The organism is Streptomyces sp. NBC_00376, from assembly GCF_036077095.1.
Lineage (GTDB): Bacteria > Actinomycetota > Actinomycetes > Streptomycetales > Streptomycetaceae > Streptomyces.
In genome coordinates, this window is sequence record NZ_CP107960.1 from 3,927,456 (window position 1) to 3,945,138 (window position 17,683).

Below are 17,683 nucleotides of genomic sequence, written 5' to 3' on the forward strand. Positions count from 1 at the left end.
GGGTTGACGGCCAACCCGGTTGAAAATATCTTTCAAATGTGACCCATGACCTGAAGGAAAGTTTCAACGCCGACTCCCCGCCCGCCCCGGCGGCCCTCGCGGCCAAGGTTCGTACGCTCGCGCCGTCCATGACCCGTTCCATGCAGCGCGTCGCCGAGGCCGTCGCCGGTGATCCGGCCGGCTGCGCAGCCCTCACGGTCACCGGTCTCGCCGAGCTCACCGGCACCAGCGAGGCGACCGTGGTCCGCACGGCCCGCCTGCTCGGCTACCCCGGCTATCGCGATCTGCGCCTGGCCCTCGCCGGGCTCGCCGCGCACCAGCAGTCCGGCCGGGCCCCTTCCGTCACGGCCGACATAGCGGTCGACGACCCGATCGCCGACGTGGTCGCCAAGCTGGCCTACGACGAGCAGCAGACCCTCGCCGACACGGCCGCCGGGCTCGACACCGTCCAGCTCGGTGCCGCCGTGGCCGCCGCCGCCACCGCCCGGCGCATCGACATCTACGGCGTGGGCGCCTCCTCCCTCGTCGGCCAGGACCTCGCGCAGAAGCTGGCCCGCATCGGCCTGATCGCGCACTCCCACACGGACCCGCACCTCGCGGTGACCAACGCCGTGCAGCTCCGCTCCGGCGACGTCGCCATCGCGATCACGCACTCCGGCTCCACGGTCGACGTGATCGAGCCGCTGCGGGTCGCCTTCGACCGGGGCGCGACGACGGTCGCGATCACCGGCCGCCCCGACGGCCCGGTCACGCAGTACGCCGACCACGTGCTGACCACGTCCACCGCCCGGGAGAGCGAGCTGCGGCCCGCCGCCATGTCGAGCCGTACGAGCCAGCTCCTCGTCGTCGACTGCCTGTTCATAGGCGTCGCGCAGCGTACGTACGAGACGGCCGCACCGGCCCTCGCCGCCTCCTACGAAGCCCTGGCCCACCGCCACACCCCACGCCCGCGCTGACCGGCCCGCCGATCCGCGATCCCTCCGCACCCGCTGACCGGCCCGCCGGTCCGCGAACCCCCCGCACCCGCTGAACCGCACGAGACCGAGAAAGCAGAGCCGCCCTCCATGACCTCCACCACCGACGCCGACCCCACCGCCTCCGACGGCTACGGGGAGCTGCGCGCCCAGCTCGCGACGCTCACCACCGAGGCGTTCCGGCCCGAGCTCGCCGAGATCGACCGGCTCGGCACACTTGAGATCGCCCGCATCATGAACGGCGAGGACCAGTCCGTCCCGTCCGCCGTCGGCGCCCGGCTGCCCGAGATAGCCGCCGCCATCGATGGCACGGCGGAGCGCATGGCGCGCGGCGGCCGGCTGATCTACGCGGGCGCGGGCACCGCCGGCCGGCTCGGCGTGCTCGACGCCAGCGAGTGCCCGCCCACCTTCAACACCGACCCCACCGAGGTCATCGGCCTGATCGCGGGCGGCCCGAGCGCCATGGTCAAGGCCGTCGAGGGCGCCGAGGACAGCAAGGAGCTGGCCGCCGCCGACCTCGACGCCCTGGACCTCACCGCCGACGACACCGTGGTCGGCATCTCCGCCTCCGGCCGCACGCCGTACGCGATCGGGGCCGTCGAGCACGCCCGTGGCAAGGGCGCGCTGACCATCGGCCTCTCCTGCAACGCGGACTCCGCGCTGGGCGCCGCGGCGGAGCACGCCATCGAGGTCGTCGTCGGCCCGGAGCTGCTCACCGGCTCCACCCGGCTCAAGGCGGGCACGGCCCAGAAGCTCGTCCTCAACATGCTCTCGACGATCACGATGATCCGGCTCGGCAAGACGTACGGGAACCTGATGGTCGACGTCCGCGCCTCCAACGAGAAGCTGCGCGCCCGCTCCCGCCGGATCGTCTCGCTCGCCACCGGAGCGTCCGACGAGGAGATCGAGGCCGCCCTCGCCGCGACCGACGGCGAGGTGAAGAACGCCATCCTCACCATCCTCGGCCAGGTCGACGGCCCCACCGCCGCCGAGCTCCTGACCGCGTCCGGCGGCCATCTCCGCGCCGCCCTCGCCGCCGCCCCCCGCACCACCTGAACCACCGGCTCCATCCCCGCACCCCCGCACAGCAAGGCACCACGCACCATGGCAACAGAAGACAAGAACCGCGCCACCGCCGCCGCGATCCTTCCGCTCGTCGGTGGCGCCGCGAACGTCAGCACCGTCGCCCACTGCATGACCCGACTCCGGCTGGGTCTGCACGACCGCTCCCTCGTCGACGACGAGGCCCTGAAGGCGGTCCCCGCCGTCATGGGTGTGGTCGAGGACGACACGTACCAGATCGTCCTCGGCCCGGGGACCGTCGCCCGGGTCACGCCGGAGTTCGAGCGACTGGTCGAGGAGGGCGCGGAGGGCCGGGCAGCAGCCCCTGAACCGGGCGAAGCCGAACCCTCCGCATCCGCCTCGGCGGACGAGCTGGCCGCCCATGGTGCCGCGATGAAGGCGGACCGGAAGGCGAAGAACGCCACCCCGTTCAAGCTGTTCCTTCGCCGGATCGCGAACATCTTCGTCCCGCTGATCCCGGCGCTCATCGGCTGCGGCATCATCGCCGGCCTCAACGGCCTGCTGGTGAACCTGGGCTGGCTGACCTCGGTCACCCCCGCCCTGGCCGCGATGGCGTCCGGTTTCATGGCGCTGATCGCCGTCTTCGTCGGCTACAACACGGCGAAGGAGTTCGGCGGTACGGCGATCCTGGGCGGTGCGGTCGCCGCGATCATCGTCTTCCCGGGCGTCGCGAACATCGAGGCGTTCGGCCAGAAGCTCTCCCCCGGGCAGGGCGGTGTGCTGGGCGCGCTCGGTGCGGCGGTGCTCGCGGTGTACGTGGAGAAGTGGTGCCGCCGCTGGGTGCCCGAGGCACTGGACGTACTGGTCACCCCGACCCTCACGGTCCTGGTCTCCGGCCTGGTGACGATCTTCGGCCTGATGTACGTGGCCGGCGAGGTCTCCACCGCCATCGGTACGTTCGCCGACTGGCTGCTCTCCAACGGCGGTGCGGGCGCGGGCTTCGTGCTCGGCGGTCTCTTCCTGCCCCTGGTGATGCTGGGCCTGCACCAGGCGCTCATCCCGATCCACACCACCCTGATCGAGCAGCAGGGCTACACCGTGCTGCTCCCGATCCTCGCGATGGCGGGCGCCGGCCAGGTCGGCGCGGCCGCGGCGGTCTACTTCCGCCTCCCGCGCAACGAGTCGATCCGCCGCACCATCAAGTCCGCCCTCCCGGCCGGTCTGCTGGGCGTCGGTGAGCCCCTGATCTACGGCGTCAGCCTCCCGCTCGGCCGCCCGTTCATCACGGCGTGCGTGGGCGGCGCGTTCGGCGGCGGCTTCATCGGCCTGTTCAACCAGCTCGGCGACAAGGTCGGCTCCACGGCCATCGGCCCGTCCGGCTGGGCCCTGTTCCCCCTGCTCGACGGCAACCACGGCCTGGGCACCACGGCCGCGATCTACGGGGGCGGCCTGCTGGTCGGCTACCTCGCCGGGTTCCTCGCGACGTACTTCTTCGGCTTCAGCAAGGACCTGCTGGCGGAGTTCAACGTCTCACAGGAACCCGCCGGGTCCACGGTCACCGCAACGGGCGCCCCGGCGTCCCCGGCGTCCCCTGCGTCGAAGGAACCGGCCGGGGTCTGACCCCGGGCACCCGGACATGACCGAGGGCGGCACCCGACCTGGGTGTCGCCCTCATCCGTGTCCGCTCAGACCGCTCAGACCGGGAACTCATCCGTGAGCAGCGTCGTACCGAACGGCTCGGGCAGGGTGAGCGGCTTCCCGAACGGCACCGGGTCGGAATGCTCGTACGTCCCGTCCTCATTGGGCTCCGTGAACAGCGTGACCATCGCCCCACGCGTGTCGAACCGGTCGATGAGCAGATACATCGGCACGCCCGCCCGCGCATAGGCGCGGTACTTCTTCGTCCGGTCGTCCCGGGCATTGCCCTTCGAGGTGACCTCGACGATGAGCAGCGCGTCCGCCACATCCATCGGGTCGTTGACCTCCGGGTCGGCGGCGTCGATGAGCTTCGAGGGCATGACCACGAGGTGCGGCACGTAGAGCTTGCCGAGCGCAGCCACGTGAACGGCGAGAACCTGGTAGATCCCCCACGCTTCGGGAATGCCTTCGTAAAGCCTGCGCTGCACTTGGTCGACGATGGCGTGGTGATGTGCGCGCGGCGGCGGCACCAGGACGATCCGCCCTCCGTCGATCTCGGCGCGCCACCCCTCGGGCACGTCCAGCTCACGCCATGTCTGCAGCAGATAGCCCCATGGGCGCTCTCCGGAGACCTGATCGCTCTCGGCCGTCGCCGACCTCTCCTCCTGTGGCCTGTCGGAGGAGCGTAGATCGGCGGTGCCACGGCCGTTCGCCGCTCCCATCAGCGTCCCACGATCGCGTGAGAAAGGCAGCGCCCTCCGCCCGCCGCGGGCCACCGCCTCGCCGCCGACTTTCTGTACCGGTTTTTCCGGCCGGGTAATACTGGCCCAGTGACCGCAGCACGCATTCTTGTCGTCGAGGACGACCACGGCCTGCGCGATGTCCTGGCCCGTGGCCTGCGTGACGAGGGCTTCGACGTCGTGACCGCCGCCGACGGCGCCACCGCGCTGAAGGCCGTCGACACGTCGGTGCACGCGGTCGTGCTCGATGTGGGGCTGCCGGACTCCGACGGGCGCGATGTCTGCCAGGCGATGCGCGGTGCGGGCCACACCGTTCCGGTGATCTTCCTGACGGCCCGCGGCAATCTCACGGACCGGCTCTCCGGCTTCGCCTCCGGCGGCGACGACTACCTGGTCAAGCCGTTCCACCTCAGCGAGCTCGCGGCCCGCGTCCGCGCGGTCCTGAACCGTGCCGGGCACCGTGGCAGCACCCTCGCCGACGACGCGGGCGCGGTGCGGCTGAACCCGATACGGCATGAGCTGACGGTCCACGACCGGCCCGTGTCCCTCACCCCCACCGAGTTCCGCCTGCTGGCGTGCCTGATGGCGGACCCCGGCTCCGTGGTACGCCGCCGGACGCTGCTGCGGGCGGGCTGGCCCGAGGGGGCGCAGGTCAGCGACAACACCCTGGACCAGTACCTGACCCGCCTGCGCCGCAAGCTCCGCGAGTCGGACAGCCCCCGGGGCATCGGCACGGTCCGGGGCGTCGGCTACCGCTTCAGCTGAGACCCCCATGAACCGACAACCGATGAGCCGACGAGCCGACAACCGATGAGCCGATGAAGCGCCACCTCACCCCCCGGACCCTCCGCGGCCGCCTCGCCCTGATGGCCCTCGCCACCGGCGCGCTGTGGATCGGCGTCCTGACCACCGTCTTCAACCTCGCCCTCGACAAGCGGCTGCACGGCCAGGCCGACGACATCCTGCGCACCCGTGCCGAGGCCGTGGCGGCGACCGTGGACGTACGCCCGGACGGTCGGCTCGTCGTCCGGGAGCCGGCCGAGGACCAGGCCCTGGACGCCGGGGTCTGGATCTTCCAGGGCGGCACGGTCATCGAGAAACCCCCCACCGCACCCCCCGGCCTGGAGGCGCGGGCGGCCCACCTGGCCGGCCGGCCCGGGACCTTCGCCGACGCCGGGGGCGCCGGGTCATGGCGGCTGTACGCCTTCCCCGTCGACGCCCCCGCCCGGCAGGGACACCCGCCCGCACGGGCCGGTACCGTCGTCAGCTCGGTGAGCCTCGACCCCTACCGCAGCACGGCGGACACCGCCCTGGCCGGCTCGATCGCCCTGGCCCTGCTCCTGCTCGCCACCATCTATCTCCTGACCCGCCTCGTCGTACGGCGGGCCCTGCGCCCCGTGACCGCGATGAGCGAGCAGGCCACCCGATGGAGCGCCGCGGGCGCCCCGGAACGGTTCGGCGCCGAGGGCAGGCCCGCCGAACTCGCCGCGTTCGCCACCAGCCTGGACACACTGCTGGACCGGCTGGCCGCGGTCCTGCGCCACGAGCAGCAGCAGGCCGCCGAGCTGTCCCACGAACTGCGCACCCCGCTCGCCCGGATCACCGCCGAAACCGAGTGGCTCACCGGACGGCCCCGTACCGCGGAACAGCAGCAGACCTCCCTGGCGGCCATCGCGGGCGCCGCCTCGATCATGCAGCAGATCTGCGACTCGCTGCTCTCCGAGGTCCGTACCCGCAACACGCGAACCCCCGGCCGCTCCCGTTTCGCCGACGTCGCGCATCGCCTGGCACAGCGCAACGCGGCCCAGTTCCCCGACGCCCCGCCCGTGACCGTCACGACGGACGGCACGCAGGACGTGACCATCGGCGTCTCGGAGGACGTCGCCGAACGCATCCTGACGCCACTCCTGGACAACGCCCGCCGCTACGCGACCCGGTCGGTCGCCCTCACCTGCGCACCGGGCGCCGGAGAGATCACGGTGTACGTGTCCGACGACGGCCCCGGCGTCCCGCCGGACTTCGTCGCCTCGCTCTTCGAACCCGGCCGCCGCGCCCGCCCCGAGGACGGACACGACGGCGCGGGACTCGGTCTGGCCCTGGCCCGCCGACTGGCCAGGGCCGCGGGCGGCGACATCACGCTGGACGCCACCGCCCCCGGCGCACGCTTCGTCGTCACCCTTCCGACGGGCTGAGCTTCCGTGCGCCGGACGCCTCCAGGGGGTCGTCCTGCGCCACATCGCGCCGGGTCCGGGTCAGAAAGAGGACGAGGGCGAGGATGACGACGAGGAACAGGACACTGGTACCGACCGTGCCCAGCCCGAGACCGCCGTCCGCCGTGGGCTGCGACAGGTAGTCGCCCAGCGAGGCACCGAGCGGCCGGGTCAGCACGTACGCGATCCAGAACGACCACACCGCGTTGAAGTCGAGCGTGCGGTGAGCGAGGGCGACGGCCGCGATCAGCGCCGCGAACACGATCGCGGAGAGCCAGTACCCGAGGTTCAGCTTCTCCGCCGTCAGGTCTCCGGCGGACGTGCCCAGGGCGAAGGTGAACAGAATCGCCAGCCAGTAGAAGGCCTCGCGCCGTGTCGTACGGATCGAGTGGATCGACAGCGTCCGCTCACTCGCGTACCAGGCGAAGAACGTGACGGCGAGCGCCACCGCGAACACCACGGTCGTGGTCTGGAGCGGAACGCCCAGGTTGTCGGTCAGGTTGTCGCTGATCAGCGTGCCGACCACGCTGATCAGGACCACGGACAGCCAGTACAGCCCCGGTACGTAGGAACGCGCCCGGAACTGGAAGACCAGGGTGACGACCAGCAGGGCACTCATCAGGTATGAGGTGTTGGTCAGCCCCATGCCGAGGTTGTCGTTGAGCAGATCGGCCGCGGTCTCGCCCACGGTGGTGCACAGCACCTTGATCACCCAGAAGTAGAGGGTCACTTCCGGGACCTTGTTGAACATCTGCCGCGCCCGCGTGCGTCCGCCGGGTGCGTACGTGTCCGTCGTGTCGGTTGTCATGGAACGGCACGCTGGCAGGGGCTCCCTGAAATTTTCCTGACTGCGTTCCGCCGGGCCTCATCGCCCCGATCGAAGGGCGGCACCCGGCCCGGGTGTCGCCCTTCCCTGTATCCAAAGCCGAGTCACGCCCGGCGCAACGACGCCTTCACGGCAGCCTCCCCTCCCTGTTGACCTCCCGGACCCGGGCCCGCAACACCTCCCCCAGCGGCGCCGGGCGCACCGACTCCGGCGGGCAGTCCCACTCCGCCCCACCACCCGGCGCCCGCAGTTGTACGTACGGCCCGACGCGCCCCATCACGCGCCCCACCCGCCCGTCCCGGGTGTCCACCGCGAACGAACCCGGCTCCGGCCCACACGCCTCAATCCCTTCACCGTTCATGACCGGCCAGTCCCTGCGCCTCCAGCACCACACTCAGCCTCAGCGCCGTGTCGAGATTGCACCGGCCGAGGTCCACCAGCGGCGTCCCCGGGTCGCTCCCCGCACATGACACCGGGTCGATCCGCAGCGATGGCAGCGTGATCCCGACACCCGAGAACCCCTCCTTCAACCGCGTCACCGCGTCCTCCGCTGCCCGCACTCTGCCCTCCGCCGCCCTGCGCCGTTCCTTGATCGTCATGATCCATTCCTTTCCACGCTGAGTGATGACAATGCATACCCAGCGTGTCCAACGCGTCGCTAACCTGGAAGAGGCGCAGAACCAACAACCGCACATGTGTCACAGGGAGTTGTCATGCCGGGGCCCAAGAAGCTCGACCCCTCCTCCTCGCCACGCGCCCTGCTCGGCGCGGAACTCCGCCACCGAAGAGAGGGCGCGGGCCTCTCGCAGGAGGCGCTGGGCATCCCGCTGTTCGTAAGCGGTTCCTTCATCGGGCAGTTGGAGGCCGGTACGCGTCGGATGCAGTTGGACCAGGCCGAGAAGCTGGACGGGATCCTGAAGTCGGAAGGCTTCTTCGTTCGCAACTGCGCGGCCCTGAAGAAGTCGAAGTACCCGGATCACTTCGCGGAAGCGGCTGATGCGGAGGCCCTCGCGAAGACGATCAGGGAGTACGCGCCGCAGCTGATCCCCGGGCTGTTGCAGACAGAGGCGTACGCGCACGCAGTGATCCGTGCCTACCAGCCGACGGCTCCGGAGGACGACATCAACGACCTGGTCGTGGCACGGCTGGAGCGAGCACAGGTCCTGGCCGACCCAACAACGCCCTTGTTCTGGGCAGTTCTCGACGAGACGGTGTTACGCCGAGTGGTCGGCGGCCCGGCAGTGATGGCGGAGGCGCTCCGCCGCATCCTGAAGCTGGCCCGCGAACACCGGATCATCGTGCAGGTGCTGCCGTTCAGCGCAGGCGCCCACATGGCCATGGAAGGCCAGCTCAAGCTGATGTCCTTCCGGGACGCACCGCCACTCGCCTACCTCCAGAGCCTCGGCTCGGGGACGTTGCACGACGACCCGGCGACCGTCAGGCACCACGAACTGACCTACGATCTGGTGGCGGCCAGCGCATTGTCACCCCAGGCGTCCCTGGCCCTGATCGAGTCGGTGGCGGAGGATTACGCCCATGAAGATCAGCAGTTCTGACTACGACCTTTCCGCCGCGACTTGGCACAAGTCCTCCTACAGCGGGGGCAGCGGCGGCGACTGCCTCGAAGTCGCCGACGGCCACCCCGGCATCGTCCCCGTCCGCGACTCCAAGGTGACCGACGGCCCGACGCTCGTGTTCCGGGCCGCCGCGTGGACGTCGTTCGTCGCGGACCTCAAGAACGACTAGCCTCCGCGCCCGCCTTCCGAGCCGTGGCGGCGATGCCCTGGAGTGCCGCGATGTGCAGCGCCAGGGCTTGCCGCCCGGCCGGGGTGAGCGACAGCCAGGTGCGGGGGCGCTTGCCGACGTAGCCCTTGCGGACGGCGAGGTACCCGATCACCTCCAGGGCGGAGGCGATCTTGCTGAGCATCGAGTCGGACACCTGGCAGCTGCTGCGCACGGTGGCGAACTCGGCCTCGTCGCACGCCGAGAGGAAGGCGACGACCGTCAGCCGGGTGGGGTGGTTGATCGCCGCGTCGATCGCGGGCTCGCCCGGCTGGGAGGCGGCGGTCATCCGGCCACCTGGAGCTTCTGCCTGATCGACGCGTTCCGTGCGACGAACACCGCCCAGGCGCCCAGCCCCAGGACGGCGAACATCGCGATCTTGCCGACTGCCTGATCGGCACCGAACTGCCGGCACAGCCCGTACGTCGCGCCGCCCGCGGCGAGAAGGATCAGGAGCGGGACCCCGGCCCTGCGCAGGCGCGCGGACCAGGGCAGCGTCACCATCACTCCCGACCTGCGCCTGACAACATTGACGAGCGCCACCAGTACGGCCAGGCCCGCGAACGCGACCAGCAGGGACAGGGGCACCGCCCATCCGCCCCGCCCCTGGGCCCAGGCATCGACGAGGGCGGGAACGATCAGAGCCACGGCCGCCGCGGGGCCATACCACGCGGGAGTCAGCCCGGCCGTGAGGCGGGCCCGCTCCCTGGACGCCTCGATGCCTTGCAGAGCTTCGGCTGCCAAGTCGGCGTTCATGTGTGTTCCTCCCGGTATGCCCATCGCTTCACCGCTACGTCTGCGGCCCGCCTGATCATTCTGACATTTACTTTCCTGGCAGGAAAGTACTTTCCTGTTGACCTTCCACCCTGCCACCCGATCGTGTAGACGTTTCAGGCCATATATGCGATTTAGGAGAGAAGCGGCGCCGACGGACGCAATCATTCGGCGGTGAACTCAACATTCCGGACGACCCACCGTCCCAAGTCACTGCGTGCGGCCGGGTTCGGCGCGCTCGCCGTACTGACCCTGCTTCCGGCGATCCCGGCCGCCGCCTCCACCGCGAAGGAAGCGTCACCGCGGCCCGCGGCGCAGGCGATGCACCGCCCCGTCACCCGGGCCGAGGCCAGGACCTCCGCGCGCCTCGACTCGTTGCAGGGCAGGCCGGAGCGGCTGAAGGCGTTCTTCAAGGCCCTGCCCAAGGGCGGTGACCTGCACAACCACCTGTCGGGTGCGGTCACCACCGAGTACCTGATCCAGCTCGCGAGCGAGGCCGGGCTGTGCATCGACGGGACGGACACGGCCGTGGCGCCGCCGTGCGGGCCGGGTACGAGGCCGGCGGCCGACGCGCAGCACGACGCCGCGTTCCGGCAGCGGATCATCCGGGCCTGGTCCATGCAGGACTTCCCGGCCGACCAGTCCGGGCACGACCACTTCTTCGACACGTTCGGCAAGTTCGGCATGGCCACCTGGTACACCCGCGGCAAGATGCTCGCGAACGTGGCCAACACCGTGGTCGAGCAGAACCAGTTCTACCTGGAGACCCTGGTCACCCCCGCTTCGGACGCCAGCAGGGCGCTCGCCGACAAGGTGGGCTACGACGCCGACCTGGCCGCCCTCCACGCCAAGCTCGTGGCCGGTGGCCGGCTCGACCGGGTGGTGGACGAGGCGGTCCAGGAGGCCGACGACACCGACGTGCAGTTCCGCGAGGCCGCGCACTGCGACACGCCCCGCCCCGACCCGGGCTGCAAGCTCCCCGTCAGGTGGATCTCCCAGGTGTCCCGGGGCAGCTCCCCGGTACGGGTGTTCACACAGATGGCGGTCGGCATGCGACTGGCCGAGCGCGACCCGAGGTTCCTCGCGGTCAACCTCGTACAGCCGGAGGACGGCGAGAGCGCGCTGGCCAACTACAGCCTCCAGATGCGGATGCTGAAGTACCTGCGCGGCCAGTACCCGGACTCCCACCTCACCCTGCACGCCGGTGAGCTGGCCCCCGGCCTGGTCAAGCCCGAGGACCTGACCTTCCACATCCGTGAAGCGGTGCTCGTGGCAGGAGCCGAGCGCATCGGCCACGGCGTGGACCTGGTCCACGAGGACGACTGGCGGCAGCTGGCCCGCACGATGGCGCGGCGCAACGTGGCCGTCGAGGTGCCGTTCTCCAGCAACAAGCAGATCCTCGGCATCGCGGGCGACGACCACCCGTTCAACGCCTACCGCCGCTACGGCGTCCCGATCGTCCTGGCCACCGACGACCCGGGCGTCTCCCGGATCGACATCAGCCACGAGTACCAGTACGCGGCCAAGACGTACGGCCTCAGCTACGTCGAGCTGAAGGACCTGGCCCGCGCCTCGCTGGAGTACGCGTTCCGCGAGGGCCGCAGCCTGTGGGCCACCGGCTCCGCCCCGTCCGGCTACCGCCCGGTCTCCGCCTGCCAGGGCAACCGGCCGGGCACCGACCGCCCGAGCTCCCGCTGCGCCCGCTACCTCGCCGACAATCCGAAGGCGGCGACCGAGTGGCGCCAGGAGGCGGCATTCGCCGTCTTCGAGCGCGACAACCGCTGACCCGAGCGTCCCGGGCCGGGTACGGGGCTTGAGCCCCGGGCCCGGTACGGGGGCTTGAGCCCCGGGCCCGGTACGGGGGCTTGAGCCCCGGGCGCGCCGCGCTCTTCGTACGGGCGTCATGCGTTACTCGCCTCGACCGTCCTGCTCCGCCGCCCACAGATGGCCGAGCGTCCCGAGGACCAGACGACAGACGTCGTCCGGATCGGCCCCGGCCAGGGGCTCCCGGGCGACGACCGTCCGCATCAGGCCGATTCCCAGCAGCCAGGCCATGGCGAGATCCGCACGCAGCGCGCCGTCCTCGGCCCCGGACAGCCCGGCCAACGCGCTCTGGTACGCCTCGCCCAGCTCCCGCAGGGTTCCGGCCGCCTCGTCGCCCCGCCCGACCGACCGCAGATAGACCTCCAGGGAACGGTCTTCCGGCCCCTCCGCGCTCCGGGTCAGCATCGAGCGCAGGGCGGTCTCGAAGAGTTCCTCCGGCGGCGTCGCCCGCAGCTGCTCCAGTCCGCCGAGCGCGACGACCTCCGTCAGCAGCCCCCGCTTCGAGCCGAAGTACCTGAACAACAGGGCCTGGTTGACCCCGGCCCGCGCCGCGATCTCCCGGACCGTCGCCCCCTCGTAACCCCGCTCCGCGAACAGGTCCCGGGCCGCCTCCAGCAAGCGGCGACGGGTGGCCGCGGCGTCCCTGCGGCGCTCTTCGGGCTGCGGGGCGGAAGCGGTCTCCATGGCGGCTTTCCTCTCGAACGGCCCGTCAGGATAACGGCCTTAAAGCGTCGTTGACTGCTCGGGAAGACCACTTCTACCGTTGTAAGCAGCTGCTTACATCTGGGAGGCCGCAGTGACCACAGCAGATGCCGAACCCCTCGCCTACCCCTTCAACACCCCCGACGGGCTCCAGCTGGCCGAGGCCTACGAGCACGTACGCGAACGGCCGGGGCTCTTACGGGTCCAGATGCCGTACGGCGAACCGGCCTGGCTCGTCACCCGCTACGCCGACGCCCGGCTCGTCCTCGGCGACCAGCGCTTCAGCCGGGCCGCCGCCGCCTCGCACGACGAGCCCCGGCAGTCCGAGGGGCAGCGCGACGGGGGCATCCTCGGCATGGACCCGCCGGACCACACCCGGCTGCGCTCCCTGGTCGCCAAGGCGTTCACCGTCCGCCAGGTCGAGAAGCTGCGTCCCCAGGTCCGGGAGCTGACCGCCGGTCTGCTCGACGAGCTGGAGACCGCGGGGCCGCCCGCCGACCTGGTCGACCTGTTCGCACTGCCCCTGCCGGTCGCCGTGATCTGCCGGATGCTGGGCGTACCCACCGAGGACCGGCCGCGCTTCCGGGTGTGGAGCGACGACGCGCTGTCGACCAGCTCCCTCAGCGCCGAGGAGTTCGACGCGAGCCGCGAGGAACTGCGCGCCTACATGGCCGGGTTGATCGACCAGCACCGCCGCGCACCGCAGGACGACCTGATGACGGCGCTCATCGAGGCCCGCGACGGCGGCGACCGGCTCTCCGAGCTCGAACTCGTCGATCTGTGCGTGGGCATCCTGGTCGCGGGGCACGAGACCACCGCGTCCCAGATCCCCAACTTCGTCCTCACCCTGCTCGACCACCCGGACCAGCTGGCCAGGCTCAGGGCCGAACCCGAACTCGTCCCGAACGCGGTGGAGGAGCTGCTGCGCTTCGTCCCCCTGGGCAGCGGTGCCGGTCAGCCCCGGTACGCCACCGAGGACATCGAGGTCGGCGGGACCCTCGTCCGGGCGGGCAGCCCGGTCCTGGTCGCCGTCGGCGCCGCCAACCGCGACGCACTGCGGTTCACCGCCCCGGGCGTCCTCGACATCGCACGCGAGGGCAACCAGCACCTCGGATTCGGCCACGGCGTCCACCACTGCCTGGGCGCCCCGCTGGCCCGGCTCGAACTCCAGGAGGCGCTGGCCGCCCTCATCACCCGCTTCCCGGAGCTGCGGCTGGCCGGCGATGTGACCTGGAAGTCCGAGATGCTGGTGCGCGGCCCGCGCGTCATGCCGGTGGAGTGGTGAGCGCCATGGCCTGGAACGTACGCGTCGATCCCCAGCTCTGCCAGGGCTCGGGCATGTGCGCCGGGACGGTCCCCGAGGTGTTCGTCCTGGACGGTGAGCGCGCCCGTGTCCGGTCCGACGGGACCGAGCCGGACGAACGGGTCCTGGACGCCGCCGACATCTGCCCGGCCCTGGCGATCACCGTGCACGACGGGAACACCGTCATCGGCCCCCGCCGCGACTGACCCGTCCCCCGCCTGCCCGGCGGGGTCGCGTCGCTCAGCGGTCGGACGGTGTGCGGTCGGACGGTGTGCGGTTGGGCGCCCACAGCTGGTCGGCGTCACCGGCGGCGAGTCTGCCCCGGTAGACGTCGACCTTGTGGGCGATGAGCTTCAGGTTCTCCTGGAGTTCGGCGATCTGGGCGAGCACCTGGTCATGGTGCGATTCGAGCAGCTCCAGTCGCTGCTCCTCGTTGCCCCGGCCCGCCGCGACGAGTTCGGCGTAACGGCGGATTCCTCTGATGGGCATGCCGGTCGCCCGGAGCCTGGTGCAGATGGTGATCCACTCCAGGTCGAACGCGCGGTAGCGGCGCCGGCCGCCGTGGGTCCGGTCCACGGGGGTGACGACCAGACCTGCGCGTTCGTAGTAGCGCAGGGTGTGTGCGCTCACCCCGGTACGGCGGGCGGCCTCGGCGATGCTCAGCCCCGACTCGGGGACGGGCTCGGGCAGTTGTTGGTTGACTTCGACCACGCTCTAGAACCTAGCGTCCCGGACATGCCCGAATCCGTGCCCGTGCTCAGTCCTCGCCGTCGGCTCCTGGTGCTCACGATCTGCTGCGCGAGCGTGATCGTCGTGGTGATGGACATCTCTGTCGTCAACGTCGCCCTGCCGTCGATCCGCCACGACCTGCGGGCCTCGGTGTCCGGCCTGCAGTGGACGGTCGACGCGTACACCCTGGTGCTGGCCGGGTTCCTGGTGCTGGCCGGGTCCACCGCGGACCGGTTCGGCCGTCGGCGCGTCTTCCGGGCCGGCCTCACCGCCTTCGGGCTCGGCTCGCTGCTGTGCGGACTGGCGCCGGGCATCGGCTGGCTGGTCGCGGCGCGTGTGCTGCAGGCCGTCGGCGGCTCGATGCTCAATCCGGTGGCGATGGCGATCGTCGCCACCACGTTCCCCGAACCGGCCGCGCGGGCCAGGGCCATCGGTGTGTTCGGCTCGATGACCGGCCTGTCGCTGGCACTGGGGCCGGTCCTCGGCGGCGCCCTGGTCGACGGCCTCGGCTGGCACTCCGTCTTCTGGGTCAACGTGCCGATCGTCGCCGCCGCGATCGTGTGCACCGCGCTGTTCGTACCCGAGTCCCGCGCCCCGCGAGTGCGCCGCTTCGACCCGGTGGGCCAGGCTCTGGTGATCCTCGTACTGGGTGGCGTCGTCTTCGCGATCACCGAATCCAGGGCCTTGGGCTGGACCTCTCCGGTCATCCTGGGCCTGCTCTCCGTGTCCGTCCTCGGCGTGCTGGGCATACTCGGCCACGAATCACGCCGGGTGGACCCGCTGTTGGAGCTGCGTCTGTTCCGCAGCGTGCCGTTCAGCTCGGCGATCCTGATGGCGCTCTTCGCTCTGTGCGGGTTCAGCGCGTTCCTCTTCGTCACCACCCAGTACCTGCAGAACGTACGCGGCATGTCGGCGTTGACGGCCGGGCTGTGCCTGCTCCCGGTCGGGGGGCTGGTCGTCGCGCTCTCTCCGTTCACCGGCAGGCTGGTCGGTGCGCGCGGTCCCAGAGTGCCGCTGGTGGTCGCCGGGTGCGCGCTGGCGCTGGGCGGCGGCGCATCGCTCTGGCTCACACCGGCCACCCCACTGCCGGCCATGCTCGCGGTCCACCTGCTGTTCGGCGTCTTCCTGAGCACCGTGAACCCGCCGATCACCAACACCGCCGTCTCCGGAATGCCCCGCTCGATGGCCGGGGTGGCGGCCTCCCTGGCCTCCGCCGGCCGGCAGACCGGCACCACTCTGGGCGTCGCCATCTCCGGAACGATCGTGGCCTCGGCCCTGCCCCGCGGCGGACCGGCGTTCACTGACGCGGAGCACGCCGTGTGGTGGCTGGTGCTCGGGCTGGGCCTCGGCATCGCGGCCCTGGGCCTGCTCAGCACCGGGCGCTGGGCCATGGACACCGCCACCCGAACGGCGACACTGTTCGAGGAGCTGGACCGCGGCACGGCCCTCCGGACCTCCCCTGCCGGCCGCCGGTGATCGGCGGCGCGGCAGAGCGGCAGAGCGTCCACGAGGCCGTCCCGATCAGGCCAACCGAATGCTGAGCTGGGAACCGAGCTCGCTGAACCCCAGTGCGACCGCCACCTTCCTCGACGCGGGGACGCGGGCCCGCCATTGCGGCAGCAGGTCCTGCGCGAGCGCATGCCGGACCGAGGCGGATCCGGTCGCGCGGGCAAAGCCCTTTCCGCGCCAGGCGGGCGAGGTCAGCACGCTCACGTGAGCCGTCGAGTTCGGCCATATGCGATATCCGGAAGCAGCGACGACCTCACCGTCGGTCCGCAGAACGAACGCGGGTGAGGTGATCTCGGCGAGGGACGCCTCTCCGGCGTCCTCCGCCCCCGCCGCCTGCTCAAGGGCCCTCACCTCCGCATGGTCGGAGGGCAGTACCTCCACGCGTGGCTCTGCGAGTGCCACTGGCCGGAAGCCATCGGCCGCTGCATAGGCGAGTGCGGCGGGCCCGAGAACCTCACCGATCGGGAGAACCTTCCCCACCGCTTCCGGGTCCGTCAGCCTGTCAGCAGGCAGCTCAGCCACGGCCCCACGGACCCGGGCAGCGGACTTCACGCTCGGAGCGGTAACGACGGCTGCTCCGCCCAGGAGCACGATGCCCACCCACCCGGGTGGGCAGAACCCCGAATCAGGAGAGGAGACGACGCCGGCCTCGCCCACCGCCCCGAACGAGACCGGCGCCGACGCCAGCTCCTGCCACAGGCCTCGGGCCCTGATCAGCAACGAATCGTTGGACATGAACCGACCCTTCCAGAGCCGCGTGCCCGCACGCACTCGGAATGAATGCAGCAGGAGGCATCGAAGATCACCCCGACTGACGGAGAGCCGAGCACTTCTGACCGCGAGCGTGCTGCCGCAGGCGAGGTCGACACCATCGGCCGACAGAATCCCCGAACCACTGACCTCATTCATCCGAACCCCCTCGGAGAGCGGATCCAGGCACCTTTGCCCGGGTCCACGTTCGCTTCTCGCCGGGCCGCCCCACCGCAGCCCGTGATTACAGAACGTAACGGCATCACGCACGGCATGGCCATCACTCTCGGTGACATTCACCGCATTGAGTGGTTCCGGAGCGTGGCCACCGCTGCGCCCCCACAGATACGTGACCGGGCCCGGAGCTCATGCCCCGGACCCGGTCACGAAGGCGAGGCGGACTAGCCGACCCGTACCAGGACCCATTCGCGCTCGCCCTGGCCGCCCAGCCTCGCGCGGTCGTCCCGCGGGGTGAGCGTGCCCAGGTTCGAGGCGCCATCGAGGCTGAGGGCGACGCCCACGCCGTTGGACGGGCCGTCGATCAGCCACCGGTCCGGAGAGGTGTCGCACTCCCTCTCGGCCACGGCGGGCGGGTAGATCTTCAGCGGCGACAGGGCAAGGCAGCGGTTCTCGTCGTTCGCCTCGCGGAACTGCACGGACCCGCCCGGCAGGTTGATCGCATGCCAGGCGGAGTAGCGGCCGCAGTCGCCGAGCTCACCGGCGAACACACCCCCGCCGGAGTTCAGGCACTGACCGCTCTCGGCGTTCCGGATCAGGTAGTAGCCGTTGCCGACGGCCTGGGCGGGGGTGGAGAGTGCCACGACCGCGACGGCGGACGCGGCCAGCGACAGGATGGATCGGATACGCACGGGACTCCTCGTACGACTTGAGTGGGGGGA

At 71.0% G+C, this 17,683-nt stretch carries 21 protein-coding genes; 11 read left to right on the forward strand and 10 right to left on the reverse strand.

Annotation, left to right across the window (positions count from 1 at the left end; all coding sequences use genetic code 11):
* Positions 1 to 38: 38 nt before the first annotated feature.
* From OG842_RS17650 to OG842_RS17660, 3 genes are all read left to right on the forward strand, one after another.
* Positions 39 to 956 (forward strand): MurR/RpiR family transcriptional regulator, encoded by a 918-nt coding sequence (locus OG842_RS17650; RefSeq protein WP_266730761.1) that lies wholly within the window; start codon positions 39 to 41, stop codon positions 954 to 956.
* Between the two features lie 108 nt (positions 957 to 1,064).
* Positions 1,065 to 2,030: an N-acetylmuramic acid 6-phosphate etherase gene (murQ, locus tag OG842_RS17655; protein WP_266730762.1), complete on the forward strand. Its 966-nt coding sequence runs from the start codon at positions 1,065 to 1,067 to the stop codon at positions 2,028 to 2,030.
* A 48-nt stretch (positions 2,031 to 2,078) separates the two neighbouring features.
* Positions 2,079 to 3,617, forward strand: coding sequence for a PTS transporter subunit EIIC (locus tag OG842_RS17660; protein WP_266730763.1), 1,539 nt, complete (start codon positions 2,079 to 2,081; stop codon positions 3,615 to 3,617).
* 74 nt (positions 3,618 to 3,691) lie between these two features.
* On the opposite strand, the gene OG842_RS17665 is transcribed toward OG842_RS17660, so the two are convergent.
* Positions 3,692 to 4,240, reverse strand: a complete 549-nt coding sequence (locus OG842_RS17665; protein ID WP_328512667.1) for a Uma2 family endonuclease — start codon at positions 4,238 to 4,240, stop codon at positions 3,692 to 3,694.
* Positions 4,241 to 4,465: 225 nt separating this feature from the next.
* Here OG842_RS17665 and OG842_RS17670 point away from each other — a divergent pair, with 225 nt between their 5' ends.
* Together OG842_RS17670 and OG842_RS17675 are read left to right on the forward strand one after the other, a co-directional pair.
* A complete protein-coding gene (locus OG842_RS17670; RefSeq protein ID WP_266730764.1) occupies positions 4,466 to 5,140 on the forward strand; it encodes a response regulator transcription factor in 675 nt (224 codons plus the stop codon).
* Between the two features lie 53 nt (positions 5,141 to 5,193).
* Positions 5,194 to 6,567, forward strand: coding sequence for a HAMP domain-containing sensor histidine kinase (locus OG842_RS17675; RefSeq protein ID WP_328512325.1), 1,374 nt, complete (start codon positions 5,194 to 5,196; stop codon positions 6,565 to 6,567).
* Here OG842_RS17675 and OG842_RS17680 read toward each other — a convergent pair.
* The 3 genes from OG842_RS17680 to OG842_RS17690 all read right to left on the reverse strand — a co-directional run bounded on the left by OG842_RS17680 (position 6,548) and on the right by OG842_RS17690 (position 8,010).
* Positions 6,548 to 7,393 carry a COG4705 family protein gene (locus OG842_RS17680; RefSeq protein WP_328512326.1) on the reverse strand — a complete coding sequence of 282 codons (846 nt, stop codon included), beginning with the start codon at positions 7,391 to 7,393 and terminating at the stop codon, positions 6,548 to 6,550. The genes OG842_RS17675 and OG842_RS17680 overlap by 20 nt on opposite strands.
* A 145-nt stretch (positions 7,394 to 7,538) precedes the next feature.
* Positions 7,539 to 7,772, reverse strand: coding sequence for a hypothetical protein (locus OG842_RS17685; protein ID WP_266730768.1), 234 nt, complete (start codon positions 7,770 to 7,772; stop codon positions 7,539 to 7,541).
* Positions 7,762 to 8,010, reverse strand: a complete 249-nt coding sequence (locus OG842_RS17690; protein WP_401873616.1) for a hypothetical protein — start codon at positions 8,008 to 8,010, stop codon at positions 7,762 to 7,764. Before OG842_RS17690 ends, OG842_RS17685 begins: the two co-directional genes overlap by 11 nt.
* A 114-nt stretch (positions 8,011 to 8,124) precedes the next feature.
* Here OG842_RS17690 and OG842_RS17695 point away from each other — a divergent pair, with 114 nt between their 5' ends.
* Entirely contained in the window at positions 8,125 to 8,967 is an 843-nt protein-coding gene (locus tag OG842_RS17695; protein ID WP_328512327.1) for a helix-turn-helix domain-containing protein, read from the forward strand.
* Positions 8,948 to 9,157 (forward strand): DUF397 domain-containing protein, encoded by a 210-nt coding sequence (locus OG842_RS17700; protein WP_266730772.1) that lies wholly within the window; start codon positions 8,948 to 8,950, stop codon positions 9,155 to 9,157. The genes OG842_RS17695 and OG842_RS17700 overlap by 20 nt, the downstream gene beginning before the upstream one ends.
* On the opposite strand, the gene OG842_RS17705 is transcribed toward OG842_RS17700, so the two are convergent.
* Positions 9,144 to 9,482 carry a winged helix-turn-helix domain-containing protein gene (locus tag OG842_RS17705; protein WP_266730773.1) on the reverse strand — a complete coding sequence of 113 codons (339 nt, stop codon included), beginning with the start codon at positions 9,480 to 9,482 and terminating at the stop codon, positions 9,144 to 9,146. The two genes, OG842_RS17700 and OG842_RS17705, sit on opposite strands and share 14 nt — an antisense overlap.
* Positions 9,479 to 9,949, reverse strand: coding sequence for a hypothetical protein (locus OG842_RS17710; RefSeq protein ID WP_266730774.1), 471 nt, complete (start codon positions 9,947 to 9,949; stop codon positions 9,479 to 9,481). Before OG842_RS17710 ends, OG842_RS17705 begins: the two co-directional genes overlap by 4 nt.
* Before the next feature lie 192 nt (positions 9,950 to 10,141).
* On the opposite strand from OG842_RS17710, the gene OG842_RS17715 reads away from it, so the two are divergent.
* On the forward strand, positions 10,142 to 11,752 hold the full coding sequence (locus OG842_RS17715) for an adenosine deaminase family protein (RefSeq protein ID WP_328512328.1): 1,611 nt from the start codon (positions 10,142 to 10,144) through the stop codon (positions 11,750 to 11,752).
* Positions 11,753 to 11,875: 123 nt separating this feature from the next.
* Here the strand turns inward: OG842_RS17715 and OG842_RS17720 are convergent, their stop codons facing one another.
* Complete coding sequence (locus OG842_RS17720; protein WP_266730776.1) at positions 11,876 to 12,475, reverse strand: TetR/AcrR family transcriptional regulator; 600 nt, start codon at positions 12,473 to 12,475, stop codon at positions 11,876 to 11,878.
* A gap of 112 nt (positions 12,476 to 12,587) precedes the next feature.
* Here OG842_RS17720 and OG842_RS17725 point away from each other — a divergent pair, with 112 nt between their 5' ends.
* Both OG842_RS17725 and OG842_RS17730 read left to right on the forward strand, forming a co-directional pair.
* The gene (locus OG842_RS17725; RefSeq protein ID WP_328512329.1) at positions 12,588 to 13,778 is read left to right on the forward strand and encodes a cytochrome P450; all 1,191 of its coding nucleotides are present in this window, start codon (positions 12,588 to 12,590) and stop codon (positions 13,776 to 13,778) included.
* Between the two features lie 5 nt (positions 13,779 to 13,783).
* A complete protein-coding gene (locus OG842_RS17730; protein ID WP_266730780.1) occupies positions 13,784 to 14,002 on the forward strand; it encodes a ferredoxin in 219 nt (72 codons plus the stop codon).
* A 34-nt stretch (positions 14,003 to 14,036) separates the two neighbouring features.
* Here the strand turns inward: OG842_RS17730 and OG842_RS17735 are convergent, their stop codons facing one another.
* Positions 14,037 to 14,507: a MerR family transcriptional regulator gene (locus OG842_RS17735; RefSeq protein WP_266730781.1), complete on the reverse strand. Its 471-nt coding sequence runs from the start codon at positions 14,505 to 14,507 to the stop codon at positions 14,037 to 14,039.
* 24 nt (positions 14,508 to 14,531) lie between these two features.
* Between OG842_RS17735 and OG842_RS17740 the strand changes: the two genes are divergently transcribed.
* Complete coding sequence (locus OG842_RS17740) at positions 14,532 to 16,001, forward strand: MFS transporter (RefSeq protein ID WP_328512330.1); 1,470 nt, start codon at positions 14,532 to 14,534, stop codon at positions 15,999 to 16,001.
* Between the two features lie 45 nt (positions 16,002 to 16,046).
* On the opposite strand, the gene OG842_RS17745 is transcribed toward OG842_RS17740, so the two are convergent.
* Both OG842_RS17745 and OG842_RS17750 read right to left on the reverse strand, forming a co-directional pair.
* Entirely contained in the window at positions 16,047 to 16,769 is a 723-nt protein-coding gene (locus OG842_RS17745) for a GNAT family N-acetyltransferase (protein ID WP_328512331.1), read from the reverse strand.
* Between the two features lie 416 nt (positions 16,770 to 17,185).
* Positions 17,186 to 17,653 (reverse strand): RICIN domain-containing protein, encoded by a 468-nt coding sequence (locus tag OG842_RS17750; RefSeq protein ID WP_266730786.1) that lies wholly within the window; start codon positions 17,651 to 17,653, stop codon positions 17,186 to 17,188.
* Positions 17,654 to 17,683 lie beyond the last annotated feature (30 nt).

Coding starts and splice junctions, on each gene's coding strand:
- murQ (WP_266730762.1), top strand. CDS start 1,065: ATGACCTCCACCACCGACGCCGACCCCACCGCCTCCGACGGCTACGGG.
- OG842_RS17660 (WP_266730763.1), top strand. CDS start 2,079: ATGGCAACAGAAGACAAGAACCGCGCCACCGCCGCCGCGATCCTTCCG.
- OG842_RS17675 (WP_328512325.1), top strand. CDS start 5,194: ATGAAGCGCCACCTCACCCCCCGGACCCTCCGCGGCCGCCTCGCCCTG.
- OG842_RS17680 (WP_328512326.1), bottom strand. CDS start 7,393: ATGACAACCGACACGACGGACACGTACGCACCCGGCGGACGCACGCGG.
- OG842_RS17685 (WP_266730768.1), bottom strand. CDS start 7,772: ATGAACGGTGAAGGGATTGAGGCGTGTGGGCCGGAGCCGGGTTCGTTC.
- OG842_RS17690 (WP_401873616.1), bottom strand. CDS start 8,010: ATGACGATCAAGGAACGGCGCAGGGCGGCGGAGGGCAGAGTGCGGGCA.
- OG842_RS17695 (WP_328512327.1), top strand. CDS start 8,125: ATGCCGGGGCCCAAGAAGCTCGACCCCTCCTCCTCGCCACGCGCCCTG.
- OG842_RS17700 (WP_266730772.1), top strand. CDS start 8,948: ATGAAGATCAGCAGTTCTGACTACGACCTTTCCGCCGCGACTTGGCAC.
- OG842_RS17705 (WP_266730773.1), bottom strand. CDS start 9,482: ATGACCGCCGCCTCCCAGCCGGGCGAGCCCGCGATCGACGCGGCGATC.
- OG842_RS17710 (WP_266730774.1), bottom strand. CDS start 9,949: ATGAACGCCGACTTGGCAGCCGAAGCTCTGCAAGGCATCGAGGCGTCC.
- OG842_RS17720 (WP_266730776.1), bottom strand. CDS start 12,475: ATGGAGACCGCTTCCGCCCCGCAGCCCGAAGAGCGCCGCAGGGACGCC.
- OG842_RS17730 (WP_266730780.1), top strand. CDS start 13,784: ATGGCCTGGAACGTACGCGTCGATCCCCAGCTCTGCCAGGGCTCGGGC.
- OG842_RS17740 (WP_328512330.1), top strand. CDS start 14,532: ATGCCCGAATCCGTGCCCGTGCTCAGTCCTCGCCGTCGGCTCCTGGTG.
- OG842_RS17745 (WP_328512331.1), bottom strand. CDS start 16,769: ATGTCCAACGATTCGTTGCTGATCAGGGCCCGAGGCCTGTGGCAGGAG.